The organism is Nocardiopsis sp. MG754419 (genome assembly GCF_018207095.1).
In the GTDB taxonomy this organism is placed as follows: Bacteria; Actinomycetota; Actinomycetes; order Streptosporangiales; family Streptosporangiaceae; genus Nocardiopsis.
The window spans coordinates 1-20,115 of record NZ_QOCZ01000041.1; the positions used below are offsets into that span (position 1 = coordinate 1).

Annotated in this window: 13 protein-coding genes; 4 read left to right on the plus strand and 9 right to left on the minus strand. The window is 71.6% G+C overall.

Annotation, left to right across the window (positions count from 1 at the left end):
- Positions 1-81: 81 nt before the first annotated feature.
- Entirely contained in the window at positions 82-579 is a 498-nt protein-coding gene (locus DSY14_RS10730; RefSeq protein ID WP_211716354.1) for an ATP-binding protein, read from the minus strand.
- A gap of 318 nt (positions 580-897) precedes the next feature.
- Here DSY14_RS10730 and fabG point away from each other — a divergent pair, with 318 nt between their 5' ends.
- Both fabG and DSY14_RS28695 read left to right on the plus strand, forming a co-directional pair.
- On the plus strand, positions 898-1,656 hold the full coding sequence (fabG, locus tag DSY14_RS10735; protein ID WP_211716355.1) for a 3-oxoacyl-ACP reductase FabG: 759 nt from the start codon (positions 898-900) through the stop codon (positions 1,654-1,656).
- A 343-nt stretch (positions 1,657-1,999) separates the two neighbouring features.
- Complete coding sequence (locus DSY14_RS28695) at positions 2,000-2,215, plus strand: VOC family protein (protein WP_307851185.1); 216 nt, start codon at positions 2,000-2,002, stop codon at positions 2,213-2,215.
- A 38-nt stretch (positions 2,216-2,253) separates the two neighbouring features.
- On the opposite strand, the gene DSY14_RS10745 is transcribed toward DSY14_RS28695, so the two are convergent.
- From DSY14_RS10745 to DSY14_RS10765, 5 genes are all read right to left on the minus strand, one after another.
- Positions 2,254-3,222, minus strand: a complete 969-nt coding sequence (locus tag DSY14_RS10745) for a serine hydrolase (RefSeq protein WP_307851186.1) — start codon at positions 3,220-3,222, stop codon at positions 2,254-2,256.
- A gap of 127 nt (positions 3,223-3,349) precedes the next feature.
- Entirely contained in the window at positions 3,350-3,976 is a 627-nt protein-coding gene (locus DSY14_RS10750) for an energy-coupling factor transporter transmembrane protein EcfT (RefSeq protein ID WP_211716356.1), read from the minus strand.
- Positions 3,973-4,677 carry an energy-coupling factor ABC transporter ATP-binding protein gene (locus tag DSY14_RS10755; RefSeq protein ID WP_211716357.1) on the minus strand — a complete coding sequence of 235 codons (705 nt, stop codon included), beginning with the start codon at positions 4,675-4,677 and terminating at the stop codon, positions 3,973-3,975. Before DSY14_RS10755 ends, DSY14_RS10750 begins: the two co-directional genes overlap by 4 nt.
- Positions 4,677-5,330 carry a biotin transporter BioY gene (locus tag DSY14_RS10760; protein ID WP_211716358.1) on the minus strand — a complete coding sequence of 218 codons (654 nt, stop codon included), beginning with the start codon at positions 5,328-5,330 and terminating at the stop codon, positions 4,677-4,679. Before DSY14_RS10760 ends, DSY14_RS10755 begins: the two co-directional genes overlap by 1 nt.
- Before the next feature lie 638 nt (positions 5,331-5,968).
- Positions 5,969-7,174 (minus strand): lactonase family protein, encoded by a 1,206-nt coding sequence (locus tag DSY14_RS10765; protein ID WP_211716359.1) that lies wholly within the window; start codon positions 7,172-7,174, stop codon positions 5,969-5,971.
- Positions 7,175-7,652: 478 nt separating this feature from the next.
- Between DSY14_RS10765 and DSY14_RS10770 the strand changes: the two genes are divergently transcribed.
- The gene (locus tag DSY14_RS10770) at positions 7,653-8,132 is read left to right on the plus strand and encodes a globin domain-containing protein (RefSeq protein ID WP_211716360.1); all 480 of its coding nucleotides are present in this window, start codon (positions 7,653-7,655) and stop codon (positions 8,130-8,132) included.
- Positions 8,133-8,186: 54 nt separating this feature from the next.
- On the plus strand, positions 8,187-8,837 hold the full coding sequence (locus tag DSY14_RS10775) for a pyridoxamine 5'-phosphate oxidase family protein (protein ID WP_211716361.1): 651 nt from the start codon (positions 8,187-8,189) through the stop codon (positions 8,835-8,837).
- A gap of 71 nt (positions 8,838-8,908) precedes the next feature.
- On the opposite strand, the gene hrpA is transcribed toward DSY14_RS10775, so the two are convergent.
- The 3 genes from hrpA to DSY14_RS10790 form a co-directional block, all read right to left on the minus strand.
- Positions 8,909-12,889: an ATP-dependent RNA helicase HrpA gene (hrpA, locus tag DSY14_RS10780; RefSeq protein ID WP_211716362.1), complete on the minus strand. Its 3,981-nt coding sequence runs from the start codon at positions 12,887-12,889 to the stop codon at positions 8,909-8,911.
- Between the two features lie 171 nt (positions 12,890-13,060).
- On the minus strand, positions 13,061-13,852 hold the full coding sequence (locus DSY14_RS10785) for an alpha/beta fold hydrolase (RefSeq protein WP_211716363.1): 792 nt from the start codon (positions 13,850-13,852) through the stop codon (positions 13,061-13,063).
- Positions 13,853-13,866: 14 nt separating this feature from the next.
- Positions 13,867-20,052, minus strand: coding sequence for a type I polyketide synthase (locus DSY14_RS10790; protein WP_211716364.1), 6,186 nt, complete (start codon positions 20,050-20,052; stop codon positions 13,867-13,869).
- Between the last annotated feature and the right edge of the window lie 63 nt (positions 20,053-20,115).

A 20,115-nucleotide genomic window follows, 5' to 3' on the forward strand; every position in this document is an offset into this window, starting at 1 on the left:
CCATGGCCCCCACCGCCCCTCCCGGGGCGGCTCACTCGACCGACATCACGCCCTCGACCGACGGACTCCCGACACGTCGCCTCACACGAATTGCGCCCAAACGAACTTTCCGCCGGGCGGCGTGGGAATCACACCCCACTCTCGCGCGAAAGCACTCACCAGGGCAAGCCCTCTGCCGCCTTCCATGCCGGCCCTCGCTTCCCTTCTGCGCGGCAAGTGATCTCCGCCGTCACGAACCGCGCAGATGAATTCACCGCCACTACGCATGAGGGAGAGCTGAATACCGGATCGGCTCCGTCCGGCCCAGGCGAGGGGCCCGCCATGGCGTACGGCATTGGTGACCAATTCGGAAACAACGACCGAGACATCGCCCGACAAGTGCTCCATGCCCCATTCGGAGAGGAGGACGGCGGAAATCTCCCTGGCCGCGCCCACGGCGCGGGGGCGTGACTCGAAAGTCCACGTGGCGGCGTCGTGCCGGTCACCGCACACGGGCGTGTTCCAGCGTGAGGACCCGTGGGTCAGAACCCTGAGCCACCAAGCCTCGGTCGGCTCCGCCACCGCCTCCGCACACTCCATGCCCTTCAACTCCTCACTGACGCGCTGCGCAGCAGACCACCGCAAGGGTGTGAGGCTCGTGCCGCTGCACGGCCCGAATGCACGTGCATCTCGGTCTTGCAGGACATCGTAAGCCACCACTCGGTCACGCGCAGGCAAACCCGGAGTCCGCCCGAAAAGCTTTGTGGCGCCACAGGTCAGGGTCATGACGGGCGCGTGAAGAACCGGTGTGGGCGGGGTTTCCCAGCGGTTCGGCCCCCGCACCCGGGCACGTACCGACCAGTAGGCATGCGGATAGGATTCCCTCGCGCCCACCACGTGATCAATGGAGGTAACACCATGTCCCCAACGCCTCGTGTGGCGATCGTGACCGGAGCGGCCCGTGGGATCGGCGCCGGCACCGCCGAGCGTCTCGCGCGTGAGGGTCGCTCGGTCGCGGTGCTGGACCTGAAGGAGGCCGACGCCCAGGAGGTCGTGGACCGGATCACCGCCGCCGGCGGCCGGGCCATCGCCGTGGGCTGCGACGTGTCCGACGCCGATCAGGTGACCGCCGCCGTCGACACCGTCGCCGAGCGGCTCGGGCCGCCCGCGATCCTCGTCAACAACGCCGGTGTGCTCCGCGACAACCTCCTGTTCAAGATGTCGGCCGACGACTGGGACACCGTCATGAACGTCCACCTGCGCGGTGCGTTCCTGATGAGCCGGGCCGCCCAGGCCCACATGACCGGCCTGAACTGGGGACGGATCGTGAACCTGTCCAGTTCCTCCGCGCTGGGCAACCGCGGCCAGGCCAACTACGCGGCGGCCAAGGCGGGTCTGCAGGGCTTCACCAAGACCCTCGCCATCGAGCTGGGCAAGTTCGGCGTCACCTGCAACGCGGTGGCCCCCGGTTTCGTCGAGACCGCGATGACCCGCGCGACCGCCGAACGTCTCGGGATCTCCTACGACGACATGAAGGCCTTCAAGGAGGCCGAGATCCCCGTGCGCCGTGTGGGGCTGCCCGAGGACATCGCCAACGCGGTGGCCTTCTTCACCGGCGAGGACGCCGGGTTCGTGTCCGGCCAGGTCCTGTACGTGGCGGGTGGTCCCCTGTCGTGAGACCGGCGGCCCCGGTCGAGGGCCGTCCGGATCCTCGCGTCGTGCGGGCCCCGTCCGTCCCGTGAGGGCCGGGTCGGAGCCGTGGCGTCCCCGTCGGCTCACGTCGGCGGGGGCGTCGAAGCACCGGGGTACCGTCGACGCGATCGGAAGGAGTACGTCATGGCACTGCGCTGGTACACGGTGGTGATCGAGTCCCGGGACCACCGTTCCCTCGGGGCCTGGTGGGCCCGGGCCCTGGACTGGAACATCCGCTTCGACACCGAGGAGGAGGTCGTACTGGTCCCACGGTGGGCCGAGGATCTGGCCCCCCACCCTGGCGTTCGCCCAGGTTCCCCCGGGGCTGGTGTTCGTCCCCGCCGAGCACGGCGAACGGACCAAGAACCGGTTGCACCTGGACTTCGCTCCCCATGTGGACCAGGACCGCGAGGCCGAGATCGCGCGACTGCTGGACCTGGGCGCCACCCGGGTGGACGCCGGCCAGGGGCCCGAGGCCACCTGGGACGTACTGGCCGACCCCGAGGGCAACGAGTTCTGTGTCCTGTCCTCCCGCGAGGCGTGAACGCGGCTCCGCACTCCCGCGCTTCGGGGTTCCCGCGATCATCGGACGTGTGTGGTGTCGTCCTGGACGTCGGGGCTCTCGATCGCCGTGACGACCTCCGTGACCAGTTCCTCCACCAGGGCGACGCCGGCGGCGTGGTCGGGATGGCCGTCCGACATCACCGCGATCAGATACGCGTGGTCCTGACCGGACACGTGGCCGACACTGTTGATGGTCCACAGTCCGCCGTTGGCCTCGCGGGGGGTCCACCCGTTCTTGAGACCCACCGTGTCCCCCGCCGAGGCGACGGCCGACACGCCCCAGGCCTGTTCGGGCGCGACCGACTCCATGAGCTCTCGGATGTGGGCGCGGCCGTCGTCGGGCACGGGCCCCTCGTCGGTGTACAGGGCGCGTAACAGACGCAGCTGGTCGACGGGGGTGGTCGAGGTCGCCCCCCAGGAGCCTCCCGGGTCGGGTTCGGTACCGATGAACCCCAGGGCGTCGGCGTGGCGCCGGAAACCGTCGGTGAAGCCCATCCGCGCGTAGAGGTCGTCGACCACGTCGTTGTCGCTGAAGCGGATCATCCGTTCGGCCCGGGCGCGCTCGGCGGCGGTGAGGTCCCGCGCCTCCTCCTCCGCGCGCAGGTGCAGCATGGTGAGCACGGTCAGCTTCGCCACGCTCGCCGCGGGGAAGCCCTGCTGCCCGTTGTGGCTGTAGGTGGTTCCGGTGCGCAGGTCCTGAACGGCGATTCCGACGTCCACGCCCTCGCCCAGGGCGGCGACGCGCGCGTCGAGCGTCTGCCGGGAGCCCGTGGTGAGGGCGGAGCCACCACCGGTCGCAACGGTGGCCGTGGCGGGCACGGTCGGCACCGGCGGTGGGGAGAAGCGGGCGAAGGGTCGATCGGGGGGCGGTGTGGCGAGGCGGTCGGTGGCGAGCGCCCCGGGAAGGGCGAGGCTCATGAACACGACGACGAGGGTCGTCGTGACGATGGACCAGACACGTCGATCGGTGGGGAGATGCCGGGGCACACGATCACCGGTTCGTTCGCACCATGGGGGGAGAGGCCGTGTGGGTCATTATCCACACGGATCCTGCGAAAATCACCCATCCGAAACGGAATCGGTACCGAGTTCACCCCGCCGGCACGGCGGCGGATCAGCGGTGTGCGCTCTCGCTGTCCTCATCGATCCCTCGGGCCACCAGGGCCTCGCCGGTGGCCTCCGCCATGCGCAGCAGATGCACGATCACCGGCACCACCAACAGGTGGGGGCGGTTGCGCAGTCCGCGGGCTCGATAGCCGTCCCGGGCGGCCGTCCAGGCGGCGGCGACCATGGGGATGGAGCGGATGGTCAACGCCAGGACCAGGGCCACCCGGTCCGGATCCGCCCCGACGCGGCGCAGCGGCCGGGCCAGGCGCTCGAAGAGGGCGAGCATCTCCGCGACCCGTGTGGACAGGGTGATCGCGTTGGCCAGCAGGACGAGCGCGGCGAGTTGGGCGCACAACCGCACGCCCTCGGTCCAGGCCCCCACGAACAGCGCCTGGAACACACCGATGGCCAGGAGGAAGGGCCAGAGCACGCGCAGCACGGCCAGGGCCCTGCGCGCGCCCAGGCCGGTGACCGGGTACAGCACCAGGGCGACGACCAGGACGGTGAGGGCGACCCACAGGTCGGCCACGGCGATGAGGGCCACGCCCAGAACGAGCAGGGCGAGCAGCTTGGGCCCGGCGGGGATCCGGTGCAGCGGTCCGGTCCCGGGGACGTACAGTCCGAGCACGCTCACGACGCCCGTCCCCCGGGGTCCGTGTCCTCGTCCAGGAGCTTGGTGTAGAAGCCGATCGCGTCGGTGGGGGCACCGTCGAAGGCGACCCGGCCCTCGTGCATGACCAGGACCCGGTCGAAGTCGGCGAGCAGGTCGAGGTCGTGGGTGAACAGGACGACCTGCTGATCGAGCCCGTCCAGGGTGCGGTGGACCATGCGGGTGTTGCGCAGGTCCAGGAGAGTGGTGGGTTCGTCGCACACCAGCACCTCCGGCTCGGTGACCAGGACCGACGCGAGGGCCAACAGTTGTTTCTGGCCGCCGGAGAGCAAGTGGCCGGGGTGGTCGCGATGGTCGGCGAGGCCGTGACGGGTGAGGATCTCGTTCACCCGCCGCTCGGTCTCGGCGCGGCCCAGCCGCAGGGAACGCAGTCCGATCTCCACGTCCTCGACGACCGTCGGCATGATGATCTGGTTGGCGGCGTCGGAGAAGACGAATCCGACGCGGCGCCGGATGTGCCTGGCGTGCCGCCGGGTGTCCCACTCCCCCAGCGACACACGGCCCTCGTCGGGCAGGACGAGTCCGTTGAGGGTGCGGGCGAGCGTGGACTTGCCCGATCCGTTGGCCCCGATCACACCGATGCGACGCTCGGCCAGGTCCAGGGTGACACCGCGCAGGACGGCGCGGTCGTCGTAGGAGTGGGAGACCCCCTCGAGACGGAGCATCAGGCGTTCTTTCCGGGCTCGGTGTCCGTGGCGGCCGAGACGGTGTCGACGTGGTCGGTGACCGGGCGGCCGGCCGGGGGGATGGGGTAGGCGCGGAAGACGGTGGCGGCGATGAGCGCGGTCACCACGGCCTTGACGAGGTCGCCCGGCAGGAACACGGTCATGGCGGTGCCCGCGGCCAGGACGCCGTCGCCCAGGACCACGCCCATCCACGGGACACCGATGGCGTAGATGACGACGATGCCGCCGAGGACGTTGATCAGGAGCCCCTGCCAGAAGACGTACCTGCCGTTCCGGAGCATGAGGTCGGTGAGCAGTCCGATGACCAGAGCCGCGAACACCCAACTGACGATGAAGCCGGCGGAGGGGCCGGCGAGGACGCCGAATCCACCGCGGCCACCGGCGAACAGCGGCAGACCGGCGAGACCGAGGGCGACGAAGGCGGCCACGGCGAGGGTGCCCCGCTTCCACCCCAGAAGGGACGGGGCGAGCATGATCCCCATGGTCTGGAGGGTGATGGGCACCGGGGAGAACGGCAGGGGGATCGCCACGGTCACGCTCATCGCGGCGATGAGCGCGGCGAACACGGCGATGAGCGCGAGGTCGCGTGCGGTGAGTCCGCGGTGACGGACGTGCTTCCTGGTCCTGGGCATGGACGGTTCCCCTCGGGGAGGCGGTGGGAGTCGATCAGGCTCCATTGTCCGCTATCGGGTCGTTCGGAACCGAGGTCGGGACGCACAGAAGGTGACCGCACGGTGTTGTGGACCTTCACCTGAGACCCAGGTCACCTCCGGGCCGGATCGGCGGCGTGGTGGCTCCTGCCCCGGTTGGGTCGGGCGGTGCCGGCCGTGGGGCTTCCCTGATGGGCGCGGGGCCTGGTGGCGTTGGCGCTGATCCTGACGGGCGGAGTCCCGACCGCGGGGACGATGACGGCGTGCCTGGCGGTCGCCCACCCGGGGAGGGGCCTGGTGGCGGCACCCGTGACGGTGTTCGGACCGGCCGAGGTCCCGGACGCGCGTGCCGGTGCCGCCCCGGGGCCACTGCACACCGTCCAACGGTCGGGGGCGAACTCGGGAGCGCATTGCCGGGCGGCCTCTACGCCGCGGGCCACGGAATCGACCCGGTGTCGCCGGCGGCGGTGGCGCTCGCGGGAGGCGCGCGGGTGGTGACGCGGGCCCTTCCTCCGCCCGTGAGGACGGCGTAGGGGTCCGTACCGCGGGGGCGGGCCGGCCGATCCCGAGGCGGCGACCCCCGGGCCGGGCGGGTGCGGGGCACCGCCCGGCCGGTGCGGTCAGGTCCGGACTGCGGTTTCGGCGCGGCGGATGCGTTTGATGGGGATGGGCAGCAGGAAGACGGGCGCGGGGATCGCCAGGCGGTGCCCCGTGTCCGTGGGAACGCCGGTGTCGGGGTCGATGAGCAACGACATCAGCTCGTCCCCGTTCTGCGCGGCGGTGACGAGGTGGTCGGGCTCGTTCCGGTGGCCGCGGACCACGGTGAAGTGGCGGGGCCAGTCGCCCACGGGGGTGTCCGCGAGGTGTTCCAGGCGGGCGCCGCCGTCCCGGACCGCGAAGGTGGAGATGGCGTCGGCGCCCCGGTTGGACACGTAGACGCGCCCCTCGTAGGTGCTGGTGAGGGGCAGGGCGTCGCCCTCGGCGATCTCCCGACCCTCCACCTTGAGGCGGTGCAGGGCGATCTCGGCGGGGAAGTTCTTTCCGGCGAGCTCCTCGGCCGTCGCGGTGACCGAGCCGAGGTGTTCGCCGGTCCCGGACACGCCGTCCCAGCGCACGATGTGCACCCGGGAGTCGAGTTCGCCGGCGACGTACACGTGATCGCCGTTGACGACCATGTGGCGGGGTCCGGTGCCGGGCGGCAGGGGAACGCTCGGGAAGTCGCCCTCGCGGGGTTCGGGGGCCTCCTCGGCAAGCTGCTCGGGGACCGGGCTGTAGTGGTAGACGCGAAGGTCGTCACTGCCCAAGTCCGCGGCGAGGAGGTAGCGGTTGCCGGGCTCGAAGGAATCGAGGGCCACGGCGGTGCTGTGGGCGTGCGGCCCTTCCTGGCGATCGGCGACCGGGCCGGTGCCCTGATGGCCGAACACGCGTGTGTCCCCGGTGAGGGTGCCGTCCTCGGCGGTGGCGGCGAGGGTGACCACGCCGTCGGCGTAGTTGGTGACGGCGACCTGGTGGGGGCCGAGGTGGCGGACGTGGCACGGGGAGCCGCCGCCGGTGGGCACGGAACCGATCTCGGTGAGGGAGCCGTCGCCGTGGGGGCGGAAGGCGGTGAGGGTGCCCTCGGCGCGCTCGTTGACCGCGTACAGGGTGGGCGGTTCGGGCCGGTAGGCGAGGTAGGAGGGGCCGGTGGTGCGCACCGCGATACCACCGTCGGTCATCGCGCCGGTGAGCGGGTCGAACCAGACGCGGTGAACGCCCTGTCCCTCCCCCGGCGGGTCGGAGTCGGGGGTGTAGGTGCCCACGAGCAGGAGCCGTCGTGGTGAGTCCACGGAGTGCCTCGTTTCCGTCGCCTGGGGCTGGGATGCGGTCCATACCACCGGGCGGCACTTTACCGCCCCGGACGCCGACGGAAAAGAAAGAGTCCGTTCCGCCCCTCGACGTGCGCGGGACACCGAACATGGCCGGTCCGCGCCGGTTGCGTGCCCCCTGGGGTCACAGGACTGCTCAGTGGCCACAAAGTGGTGACTCTGCACTAAGTAGCGCATCTGTTACAGTTCCACCACAAAAGCTCGAGTCAGGGAGGTCAGGGCCGCCTCCGCGACCCCGCGCCGTCAGGCCTCACCCTTCGGAACGGTGAGGCGACGAACGGGCGGGCCGACCCGGGTGCCCTCCGCGCGCGACGCGAGCACGGCCGTGTGGAGGCGCACCCCGGCGCAAGGCCCCCACCACCCTCCGCGCGCGAGGGCGCGCTCCCTGGTGCGCGTCCACCGCCCGTGGTTCCCCGCTCAACCGAACCCTGGACCCGTCTTGACCTTTCGTTCCGTATCCGAAGTACCGCTGCCCGACCAGGAGATCATCGACCTGGTCCGCCAGTCGGCCGTCGACATCCCGGAGGGATCAGCGCGGCTGGCCAAGTCCTTCTACGACAACCTCTTCATGATGGTCCCCGAGGTGCGGGGGATGTTCGCCGCCGACATCAAACCGCAGCAGCAGCGCATGGCCGACGCCCTGATGTCCGTCGTCCAGCACCTCGACTCCCCCGACGAGGTCGCGCAGTACCTCCAGCGTCTGGGGCATCAGCACCACAGAGACCTCGGTGTGCTCCCCGAGCACTACCCTCATGTCGGACGCGCCCTGGTCCGCGCGGTCAGCGAGGTCTCCCCGACCTGGACGTCCGCGATGAGTTCGGCGTGGGTGCTGGTCTTCCAGTGGATCACCGCCAACATGCTGGCCGGAGCCCAGCAGTCCGAGAACGCATCGCCCTATGTGTCCCGACGGGCGCGCTGACGGACCCCATCGTCCGTCCCCCCGTCATCCGCACCCCGTCGAAAGCCTTCGTTCATGTCACAGCACAGCCAGAACCGCATGCCGGGTACCGAGGGCGAACGCCACGTCCAGGCGGTCCTGGGCACCACTGAGCGTGCCGACCGCTTCTACCGCGAGCAGATGCTGGACCACCTCAACCCGCTCATGAAGGAGTTCATCGCCCGTCAGGAGATGCTCTTCATCGCGACGGCGGACGGCCAGGGCGAGTGCGACTCCAGTTTCCGGGCCGGGCCGCCCGGGTTCGTCCACGTGATCGACGACCGCACCCTGGCCTACCCGGAGTACCGGGGCAACGGGGTGTTCGCCAGCGCGGGCAACATCATCCAGAACCCGCACATCGGGCTCATGTTCCTCGACTTCGAACGCGATCGGATCGGCCTGCACGTCAACGGGCGGGTGAAGATCATGGAGGACGAACGTCTGCGTCCGTACGTTCCGAGCCTGCCCCTGCCGCAGGTGCCGGGCCAGAGGGCGCAGATGTGGATGCTGGTCCACGTGGAGGAGGCCTACATCCACTGCCGCAAGCACATCCCCCACCTGCGCAAGGTCGGTGCCGACGAGTCCTGGGGCACGGACGACACACTGCGCAAGGGCGGTGACTTCTTCGGCGCCAAGCAGGGGAACCAGGCCCATCAGCAGGCCCCCGCCTGGGCGGAGCAGCCCTAGGCCGTGGGAAGGCGGCCGTCTCCGGGCCCGTGGTCGAGGGACACGGGCCCGGAGACGGCCGAGACCACGCCCTAACCGCGCTTGTCCGCGGCCTTGACCGCCTCCACCGCCTTCATGATGCGTTTGTCGGAGACCGGGTAGGCGGTGCGCAGTTCCTGGGCGAACAGACTCACCCGGTACTCCTCCAGCATCCACCGCAGTTCGACGACGTCGGGGTCGTCGGCGCGACCCGCCTTGAGCACGCCACGGATCCTGCGCACCGCCTGGCGCATCTGTTCGACCTTGGCCATGTTGACCTGGTCGCGCCGTGGGTTCTCCGGGAGCTTGTTCAACCGGTACTCGATGCCCCGCAGGTAGCGGTGCAGGTCGTCCAGGCGGGACAGACCGGTGCCGGTGAGGAAGCCGTCGCCGACGAGTTCGCCCAGCTGACCCTGCACGTCGTTGAGCGAGGGCAGGACCGCCAGCGACGTGCTGCCCTTGATCTTCTTGGACACCTTGCGCCACAGGACGAGGACGCGGGCCGCCTTGTCGAGGACCTCGGCGAGGGTGTCGCCCAGGTCGGCGCGGACGCGTTCCCGGAGTCGGGCGAAGTCCTCGGCGTTCCACACGGGGCCGCCCTCACGGGCCAGCAGGTGGTCGACGGCCGCGGACTCGGCGTCGGCCAGGATCTTCTTGACGGACCCGTGCGGGTTGTCGGCCAGGGCGAGCTTGTCCGGGTTGTTCAGGCCCTTGCTCACCACCGTCGCCGGGGACGGGATGGTGAGCAGGAGGAGTCGACGGGTGCCCGCGCGCATGGCGGCGCGCTGCTCGGCGGCGGTGTCGAAGATGCGGATGGAGACGCTGTCGCCCTCGTCCACGAGCCCCGGGTAGCCCTTGATCTTCGGGCCGAGCGCCTTGCGCTCCAGGGTCTGCTCCAGTGGACCGAAGTCCCAGGAGGTGATCCCCTTCTTCTCGACGCCCTTGGCCTCGGTGGCGATGGCTTCGCGCAGACGCGGTTTGAGCTTGGCGCGGAGCTGTTCGAGGTCCTTGGACTCGGCCAGGGTGCGCTTGCGGTCGTCCACGGCGCGGAAGGTGATGCGCAGGTGGTCGGGGACCCGGTCGAGCTGGAAGTCGTCGGCCCGGACGCGTTCGCCGTGCGCCATGACGGTGAGCTCGGCGGCCAGGGCCTCGGTGAGCGACCCTTCGTAGGGGGCCAACGCCCCCCGGGCTCGGGCGGCGTTGTCGGGCACCGGCACGAAGTTGCGGCGCAGCGGCTTGGGCAGTGAGCGGATCAGCGCGGTGATGAGCTCGTCGCGCTGACCGGGGATCTGCCAGTCGAACCCGATGTTCTCCACCTGGTTGAGGAACTTCACCGGGATGTGCGCGGTGACGCCGTCCGAGTCGCTGCCGGGCTCGAACTGGTAGGTGAGCGGGAAGACGAACGGACCCTGACGCCAGACGTCCGGGTAGTCGTCCTCGCTGACCACGTCCACACCGTCGTTGATCAGCTCCTCGCGGGTGAAGTCGAGGAGCGTGGGGTCGGTGCGACGCGCCTTCTTCCACCAGGAGTCGAAGTGGGCGGCCGACACGGCGGAATCGTCGACGCGGCGGTCGTAGAAGTCGAACAGGGTGTCGTCGTCCACGACGATGTCGCGGCGACGGGCACGGTGTTCGAGGTCCTCGACCTCGTCGAGGAGGGTGCGGTTGTCGTGGAAGAACTGGTGCCGGGTCTCCCAGTCGCCCTCGACCAGAGCGCGACGGAGGAACAACTCCCGGGAGAGTTCGGGGTCGATCCGGCCGTAGGACACCTTGCGCTGGACGACGATCGGCACACCGTACAGAGTGACGCGTTCGAAGGCCATGACGGCGCCGCGTTTGCGTTCCCAGTGCGGCTCGCTGTAGCTGCGCTTGACGATGCCGGCGCCGAGCTCCTCGGCCCACTCGGGCTCGATCTTGGCGACCATGCGACCCCACAGCTTGGAGGTCTCCACGAGTTCGGCGGCCATCACGTAGCGGGGTTGCTTCTTGAACAGCGCCGACCCGGGGAAGATCGCGAAACGCGCCCCGCGACCGCCCAGGTACTCGTGCTTGTCCGGGTCCTTCAGACCGATGTGCGAGAGCAGTCCCGACAGCAGCGACATGTGCACGGCGCGCGGGTCGGCGGCCTCCTCGCGCAGCGGCGGGACCTCGATGTCCATCTGGCGCAGGACCTGCTTGAGCTGACCGTGGATGTCCTGCCACTCGCGCACCCGCAGGTAGTTGAGGAACTCCTCCCGGCACATCCTCCGGAACTGGTTGCCGGACAGTTCCTTCTGCCGGTCGCGCAGGTGGTTCCACAGGTTGAGGAAGGCCAGGAAGTCCGATTCCTTGTCGGCGTACCGGGCGTGCGCCTGCTGCGCCTGCTGTTGCTTCTCGGTGGGGCGTTCGCGCGGGTCCTGGATGGACAGCGCGGAGGTGATGACCATGACCTCCGGCAGACAGTCGCGCTGCTCGGCCTCCAGGACCATCCGGCCCAGGCGGGGGTCGATGGGCAGTTGCGCCAGTCTGCGGCCCATCGTGGTGAGCCGGCGCCGGTCGTTCTTCTCGCCCTGTTCGGGGTGCAGGGCGCCCAGCTCGCTGAGGAGGTTGACGCCGTCCTTGATCTGACGGTGGTCGGGGCCGTCCACGAAGGGGAAGGCGGCGACGTCGCCCAGCCCCAGGGCGGCCATCTGCAGGATGACCGAGGCGAGGTTGGTGCGCAGGATCTCGGGGTCGGTGTACTCGGGGCGGGAGAGGAAGTCCTCCTCCGAGTACAGCCGGATGCAGATGCCCTCGGAGACACGGCCGCAACGGCCCTTGCGCTGGTTGGCGGAGGCCTGGGAGACCGCCTCGATCGGCAGGCGCTGCACCTTGGTGCGGTGCGAGTAGCGGGAGATGCGGGCGGTGCCGGGGTCGATGACGTACTTGATGCCCGGGACGGTCAGCGAGGTCTCGGCGACGTTGGTGGCCAGTACGATGCGGCGGCCCCCGTGCCGGGACCACACCCGCTTCTGTTCGGCCACCGACAGGCGGGCGTACAGCGGGAGGATCTCGGTGCCGCGAAGTTTCTTCTTCTCCAGGGCCTCGGCGGTGTCGCGGATCTCGCGTTCACCACTGAGGAAGACGAGGACGTCGCCGGGCTCCTCGCGGGAGAGCTCGTCGACGGCCTCCAGGATGGCCTGGGTCTGGTCCTTGTCGGTGCCACCGCCCGGGTTCTTCTCCTCGGGGTCGAGGATCTCGTCGGTGATGGGCCGGTAACGGACCTCGACCGGATAGGTACGGCCGGAGACCTCGACGATGGGGGCGTCGCCGAAGTGGCGGGAGAAGCGCTCGGGGTCGATGGTGGCCGAGGTGATGATCACCTTGAGGTCGGGCCGTTTGGGCAGGAGCTGCCTGAGGTACCCGAGCAGGAAGTCGATGTTGAGGCTGCGTTCGTGCGCCTCGTCGATGATGAGCGTGTCGTACCGGCGCAGCATCCGGTCATGCTGGATCTCCGCCAGCAGGATGCCGTCGGTCATCAGCTTGACCAGGGTGTTGTCGCCCGAGGAGTCGGTGAAGCGGACCTTGTAACCGACCGTCTCGCCCAACGGGGTGCCGATCTCGTCCGCGATGCGTTCGGCGACCGTGCGGGCGGCCAGGCGGCGCGGCTGGGTGTGGCCGATGGTGCCCATGACGCCGCGGCCCAGCTCCAGACAGATCTTGGGCAGCTGGGTGGTCTTGCCGGAGCCGGTCTCACCGGCGACGATGACGACCTGGTGGTCGCGGATGGCCTCGGCGATGTCCTCGCGTTTGGCGCTGACCGGGAGCTCTTCGGGGTAGGCGAGCTCGGGGACCGCCTCACGGCGCAGTTCGACGCGCGTCTCGGCGCGGTCGATGTCACCGGTGATCTGGGTGCGCACCGAAGCACGGCGGCGCTCGTCCCCGATCTTGTCGAGGCCGTCGATGCGCCGACGGAGGCGATGCCGGTCGGCGGGCATGAGGCCGCGCAGCCGGGAGCGGAGCGGGTCCGCGTCGGAGGAGGACTTGTGCGCGTGCGCGGGCGTGGTGGTGCTCATCAGTACTCAAGGTTAAGAGGGACCGCAACCGGTTTTCCCGGGCGTGACCCGAACGGGACGGCCGATTCGTCGCGGGCGACTCCGGGTCGGTGGGTCCCGGGCGCACCACAGGGCCCAACGCCCCGGCGAGACGGTTTGTTCCGTCGGCGAGCGGCGTGGGACGTTCCGGGGTCAGAGGGGGCGGGTGAGCCACGCCCGGAGGGCACGCACCCATCGCCGGTGATCGTCGAGGTGGGCGTCGTGACCGACCCCGACCAGGTCCACGCGGTCCGTGCCCGGACGACGGGCGACCATCTCCGCCTTCTGCGCGGGGGTGAACATGCCCTGGTCGGCGAAGACCGCGCGGGTGGGCACCGCGAGTCTCTCCCACTCAGCCCACCGTGGTTCGAGGACCGCCCGGAGGACGTGTTCCATGACACCCGGGTCGAAGCGGGGACGCAACCCCTCGGGGCCCTGTTCCAGGTCGTCGATCCAGGCCGGGGCCGGGGACCGGTCACCGAGGAAGGCGCGGGCGTCCTCCGGTGAGGAGAAGGGCACGGGCCACGAGGCGAGGAAGGCCCCGATCTCGGCGGCCTGGGCGGGGTCGCCCCCGCCGGGATGGGTTTCGAGGAGCAGCAGACGGTCCACCAGGTCCGGGCGTTCGGCGGCCGTGAGCAGCGCGGTGTGCCCGCCCATGGACTGTCCCACGAGCCGCACCGGGTGATCGGTGAGCCGCTCGATGACGGCGACGGTGTCGGCGACGAAGGCCGCGCGCGAGACGTCCTCGGGCAGACGGGTGCTGCGGCCGTGTCCCCGCTGGTCCGGCACGAACACGCGGAAGGTCGACGCCAGGGCGCGGGCGGTGGGCCACAGTTCCCGGGCGCTCCCCGCCAGGCCGTGCAGGAGCACCACGGGCGGACCGGTCGACGCGGTGTCGAGGATGTGCAGGTCGGTGTCCTCGCGGTGAATCCACCGCGAGGACACCGGGGACCGTGGTGCTACGACGACCGCTCCTCGATCCACGCGTGGACGAGCGCGGCGGTGCCCTCACCGTGCTCCTCCAGCATGCTGATGTGGTCGCCCTCGGCGTCCACCGCGTCGTGTCGCAGGGGCCACTCGAACCGCCAGTCGTCACCGCCGATGAGGGTGCCGTCGGCGGTGCGCATGGGGCCTCCCGGGCGCACGGCCAGGGTGGGGACCTTGGTGGGCTGCGGTTCCCAGTCGGCGAACAGGTCCATGTAGCGACCCATGCCGGTGACGCGGGTGCCGTCCATGAGACCGAAGCGGGTCTCGCGTTCGAGCACCCCGGCCTGGATGATCGGTTCGGCGGTGGGCTCGCCCGGCATCGGGGTGTCCATGAGCACGAGCGCCTCGGGCGCCCGGCCACGGTTCTCCAGCAGTGTGGTGACCCCGTGCGCGGTCCAGCCGCCGGAGGAGCGGCTGACCAGCACGAACGGCGCGTCCCCGACCACCTCCAGGACGGCACGGACCTGGAGTTCCATCGCGGCCTCCAGGGTGGTGGGCAGCGGGTCGCCGGGGGTGAACCCGGGCTGGGGCAGCACCACGACCTCACGCCGGTCCTGGAAGTAGGCGCCGAAGCGGGCGTACTCCTGGGCACCGGAGACCATCACCAGGGACGGCAGGCACACCAGGCGGGGCCGGACGGGTCCACGGGCGAGGGTGACGGGCCGGGGCAGGGGCCCGAAGTCGTCGGGGCCGGTGAAGGTGGGGCGCAGGAGCGCCGCGGCCTGGACGAGGGCGAGCCCTTCGCGGATGCGGCCCTGGACGCAGGACTCCCGGAACAGCGGCACCGCGCCCTCGATCGGGTCGGTGACGGTGGGCGCCTGCTCCGGTGCCGGAGCGCCGTCCTCGGGGAGTTCGGCGGCCAGGAAACCCGCCAGGCGTCGGGGCGTGGAGTGGTTGAGCACCACGGAGGCGGGCAGGCGCAGCTCGGTCGCGGACCGCAGTTCGTTGCGCAGTTCCACGGCGGTGAGCGAGTCCATGCCCAGTTCGAGGAAGTCCTGGTCAGGGTCGAGTTCCTCGGTGGTCGCCCGCCCCAGCACCTCCAGGGTGCGGGTGCTCACCAGGGTGAGCAGAGCCCGGTCGCGGTCCTCCCCCACGAGGGTGTGCAGGTCGGGGCCGGTGGACCCGACCGCGACGGCCGCACGACGCGGCGGGCGGACCAGGGCCCTGAACAGCGGTGGCAGCTGGCCGGTGCGTGCGGCTCGGGAGCGCACGGCCGCCAGGTCGAGCGGCAGCGGGACCAGGTGCGGGTCGCCCGCGGCCAGGGCCGCGTCGAGCAACGCGAGCCCCTCGGTGTGGTCGAGGGTGCGGGCCATGCCCAGGCGGCGCAGCCGGGAGATGTCGGTGTCGGCCAGGTGCGCCGCGGCCTCCCCGAGCCGATCCCACAGGCCCCAGGACAGCGACTGGCCGCTGAGCCCCAGGGCGCGCCGGTGGTGCACGAGCCCGTCGAGGAAGGCGTTGGCGGCGGCGTAGTTGCCCTGGCCGGGGCTGCCCAGCACACCGGCGGCGGAGGAGAACAGCACGAAGGCGCTCAGGTCCAGGTGCCGGGTGAGCCGGTGCAGGTGGAAGGCGGCGTCGGCCTTGGGCCGCAGGACGGTGTCGATCCGCTCGGGGGTCAGGGCCGTGAGCACACCGTCGTCGATGAGCCCGGCGATGTGGACCACGGCGGTGGGCGGGTACGCGTCGATGACCCGGGCCAGGGCGTCCGGGTCGTTGACGTCACAGGCCACGAAGGTGGCCTCGGCGCCGAGTTCGGAGAGTTCGGCTTCGAGCGCGGCCGCTCCGGGACCGTCCTCACCGCGACGGCTGACCAGAAGCAGGTCACGCGCCCCGTGGCGGGCGGCCAGGTGACGGGCGATCGCCGATCCGAGCACACCGGTGGCACCGGTGACCAGGACCCGGCCGTCCGCGAAGGAGCCGGGGGCGGCGTCGTCGGGGACGTGGGCGTGGGTGAACCGGGGCGCGTGGGCGTCCTCGCCGCGCAGGGCGATCTGCGGTTCCCCGGTGGCCAGGGCGTGCGCCAACCGGGCGACGCCGTCCTCGCCCGGGCCGTCATCGAGGTCCACGAGGACGAACCGGTCGGGCTGTTCCACCTGGGCCGACCGGAGCAGGCCCCACAGCGGAGCGTGCACGACGTCGCTCACGCCTTCGTCGTCGGTGGCGACCGCACCGCGGGTGACGACCACGAGCCGCTTGTCGACGGTGCGCTCGTCGGCCAACCAGGTCTGGAGCAGTTCCAGGGCCCGGTGCAGGGCGGTGCGGGCCTCACCGGACAGGTCGGTGAGGTCGGGCAGCACCGAGACGCACGGGACCAGAACGGTGGTGTCGTCGTCGGTCAGGTCGTCGACGCCGTCGACCGAGCGCACCCGCGCCCCGGCGCGGGCCAGGTCGTCGGCGAGTCCGGCGGGGTCGGCGCCCAGCACCGCCAACGCGGTGTCGGTCGGGGCGGTCGCGGACAGATCGAGGGCGGGCCAGGTCAGGGTGTACAGCTCGCGCGGTACGGCCCGGCGGGCCTCCTGCTCGATCCGGTCGGGCGCGATCGCGCGGACCTCCAACGCCTCGGCGGTCAGGACGGGGTGTCCCGCTCCGTCGGTGACGGTGAGGGCGTACTCGTCCTCCGCGACCCGGGTGGCGCGCACCCGCACCGAGGTCGCCCCGGTGGCGTGCAGCCCCACCCCGGTCCAGTTGAACGGCAACCGCACCTTGTCGTCCTCGTCGGCGAGGAGCGCGATGGTGTGCAGGGCGGCGTCGAGCAGGGCGGGGTGGACGCCATGGCCGTCCACGACGGTGCCCTCGGGCAGTGCCACCTCGGCCCAGCCGTCGTCGCCGTCGCGCCAGGCGGCGCGCAGCCCCTGGAAGACGGGTCCGTAACCGTAGCCGCGGGCGGCCAGACGCGGGTAGAGGTCGTCGACGGGCACCGGTGCCGCGGAGGGCGGCCACACACCGGGGTCCGTGACCGGGGAGGCCAGGGCCGGGGCGAGTGTGCCCTCGGCGTGGTCGGTCCACGTCCCACCGGCGCCACCGCGCACCCGGACCGACCGGTGGCCGTCGGGGTCGGGCGCGCCGACGACGACCTGTACACGGGTGTCCTCGTCGGGGCGCAGCACCAGGGGTGCGCTCAGCGTCAGTTCGGCCACGCCGGCGGCGCCGACGTGCTCGGCGGCGTGCAGGGCCAGGTCGAGGTGGGCCGCGCCCGGCAGGATGACGGTGCTTCCCACGGCGTGGTCGGCGAGCCAGGGGTGCTCGCGCAGGGAGAACCGCCCCGTGAACAGGTGTCCGCCCTCGTCGGGCAGTTCGATGGCCGCGCCGAGCAGGGGGTGCGGGGTCGGGTCGACACCGGCGCCGGCGACGTCGGTGGAGCGGGCCGGGGCCTGCCAGAAGCGTCTGCGCTGGAAGGCGTAGGTGGGCAGGTCCACGAGTCGGGGGCGTTGAACGGCGTACAGGGGCGCCCAGTCCACGGCCACACCGCTCACGTGGGCGCGGGCCAGGGCGAGGAGGACGTCGGTGGGGCTCCCGTGCTCGCGGCGCAGTGTGGGCAGGACCGCGGTGGTGTCGTCACCGATCGCCTCGACCGTCTGTTGGACACCGTAGGTGGTGACGGGGTGGGCGCTGACCTCGATGAACGCGCTGAACCCGGCGTCGTGCAAGGCACGGATGCCCGGCTCGAACCGGACGGTGCGGCGCAGGTTCTCGAACCAGTAGGCGGCGTCCAGGTCGGCGCCGTCGACGCGTTGGCCGGTGACGGTGGAGTACAGCGGAACGGTGGTGGGGCGCGGAGTGATGCCGGCCAGGGCGGTGACCAGGTCCTCGCGCAGGGGATCGACGTGGGGCGAGTGGCCCGCGACGTCCTCGTGGATGCGGCGCACGCGCACGCCGTCGGCCTCGCAGGTCGCGATGAGTTCGGTGACGGCGTCCTTGTCACCGGCGACCACCACCGTGGCGGGTCCGTTGATCACCGCCACGCCCAGGCGCCCCTCCCAGGGGCGGATCCGTTCGGCGGCTTCCTCGGCGGAGACCGACAGACCGGCCATGGCCCCCTTGCCGACCAGCGCGGTGAGCAACCGGCTGCGGGTGATGACCACCAGGGCCGCGTCCTCCAGGCTGAGCGCCCCGGCCACGTGCGCGGCGGCGATCTCGCCCTGGGAGTGGCCGATGAGGGCCGAGGGACGCAGTCCGTGCCGCCGCCACAGGTCGGCGAGAGCGACCATGACGGCGAAGAGCACGGGTTGGACGACGTCGATGCGTTCCAGGCCGGGCGCGTCGGGGGCACCGCGCAGCACGTCGGTGAGCGACCAGTCCAGGTGGGGGGCGAAGACCTTCTCGCACTCGGCGATCCGGGCGGCGAAGGCGGGGTCGGCGTCGAGGAGGGGCACGGCCATGCCGACCCACTGGGAGCCCTGGCCGGGGAAGACCAACGCTGTGCGGGCGGTCTCGCGCACGCGACCGCGGACCACGGAGTCGTGGTCGGTGCCCTCGGCCAGGGCGCGCAGGGCGGCGACGAGCGCGTCGGCGTCCTCGCCCACGACCACGGCACGGTCGGTGAGGTCGGCGCGCGCGGTGGTGAGGGTGTGGCCGACGTCGGCGGGGCGCAGGTGGGGGTGGGCCTCCACGTGGTCGGCCAGGCGCGCGGCCTGGGCGGCGAGCGCGTCGGCTCCGCGGGCGGACAGCGGCCAGGCGACGGGGGCGTCGACCGGACGCGTGGTGTGTGCGGGGTCCGTCCGAGGGTCGGTGTCCGTTTCCTCCACGATCTCCGGCCGGGGCGCCTCCTCGAGGATGGTGTGCGCGTTGGTACCGCTCATGCCGAACGCGGACACGCCCGCCCGGCGCACGTGGTCGTCACGGCGCGGCCAGTCGTGGGCCTCCTGGAGCGGCACGACGGTACCGGCCGACCAGTCCACGCGCGGGGTGGGGGTGTCCAGGTGCAGGGACCGGGGCAGACGTCCGTGCCGGAGCGCGAGCACCATCTTGATCACGCCGGAGATCCCGGCGGCGGCGACGGTGTGACCGAGGTTGGACTTGAGCGAACCGAGCAGCAGGGGGTGTTCGGGGGTACGGGCCCGACCGTAGGTGTCGATGATCGCCTGGGCCTCGATGGGGTCGCCGAGCGGGGTTCCGGTGCCGTGCGCCTCGGCGGCGTCGACGTCGGCGGCCTCCAGCCCGGCGTTCTCCAGGGCCTGGTGGATGACCTTGCGCTGGGCCGACCCGTTGGGCGCGGTCAGGCCGCTGGAGGCGCCGTCCTGGTTGATCGCGCAGCCGCGCACCAGGGCCAGGATCGGGCGGCCGTGACGGCGCGCGTCGGAGAGCCGTTCGACGACGAGCACGCCGCAGCCCTCGCTCCAGCCGGTGCCGTCGGCGGCGGCGTCGAAGGCCCTGCTGCGCCCGTCGGGGGACAGGGCGCGCTGGCCGCTCAGTCCGGCGAACTCCGAGGGGTCGGTGACGACGCTGACCCCGCCGACCAGGGCGCGCTCGCACTCACCGCGGCGCAGTGACTCCACGGCGGTGTGCAGTGCCGTCAGGGACGAGGAGCAGGCGGTGTCCACGCTCATCGCCGGGCCCTCCAACCCCAGGGTGTAGGCGACCCGCCCCGCGGTGACGCTGGCCGCGGTGCCGGTGACCAGGTGCCCGGCGCTGCCGTCGGTGGTGTCCACGGCGCGCGGCCCGTAGGGGGTGGCGATGACGCCGGCGAACACGCCGGTGCGGCTGCCGCGCAGGCTCGTGGGGTCGCTGCCCGAACGTTCCAGGGCCTCCCAGGCGCACTCCAGCAGGAGCCGCTGCTGCGGCGCCATGGCGGTGGCCTCCTTGGGCGAGATCCCGAAGAAGGCGGCGTCGAAGTCGGCGACGTCCTGGAGGAAGGAGGCCCGGCGGACGTAGCTGTGGCCGGGCCGCTCGGGGTCGTCGTCGAAGAGGTCCCGCAGGTCCCACTCACGGTCGGTGGGAAAGTCCGCGACCGTCTCGCGTTCCTCGTCCAGCAGCCGCCAGAGCTGTTGGGGCGTGCCGATGCCGCCGGGCAGGCGGCAGCTCATTCCGGTGATGGCGATGGGTTCGGAGGCGGCCTCCGTCAGTCGCCGGTTCTGCTCGCGGAGGCGTTCGTTGTCCTTGATGGAGGCGCGCAGGGCCTCCACCACCCGGCCGTCGGGACGTCCGTCGGCAGTGTCGTGCATCGTGTCCCTCGATCGCTCGAAGTTCTCGGCGCGGGGATGGTGCGCCGTCATGTGTGAAGGTCG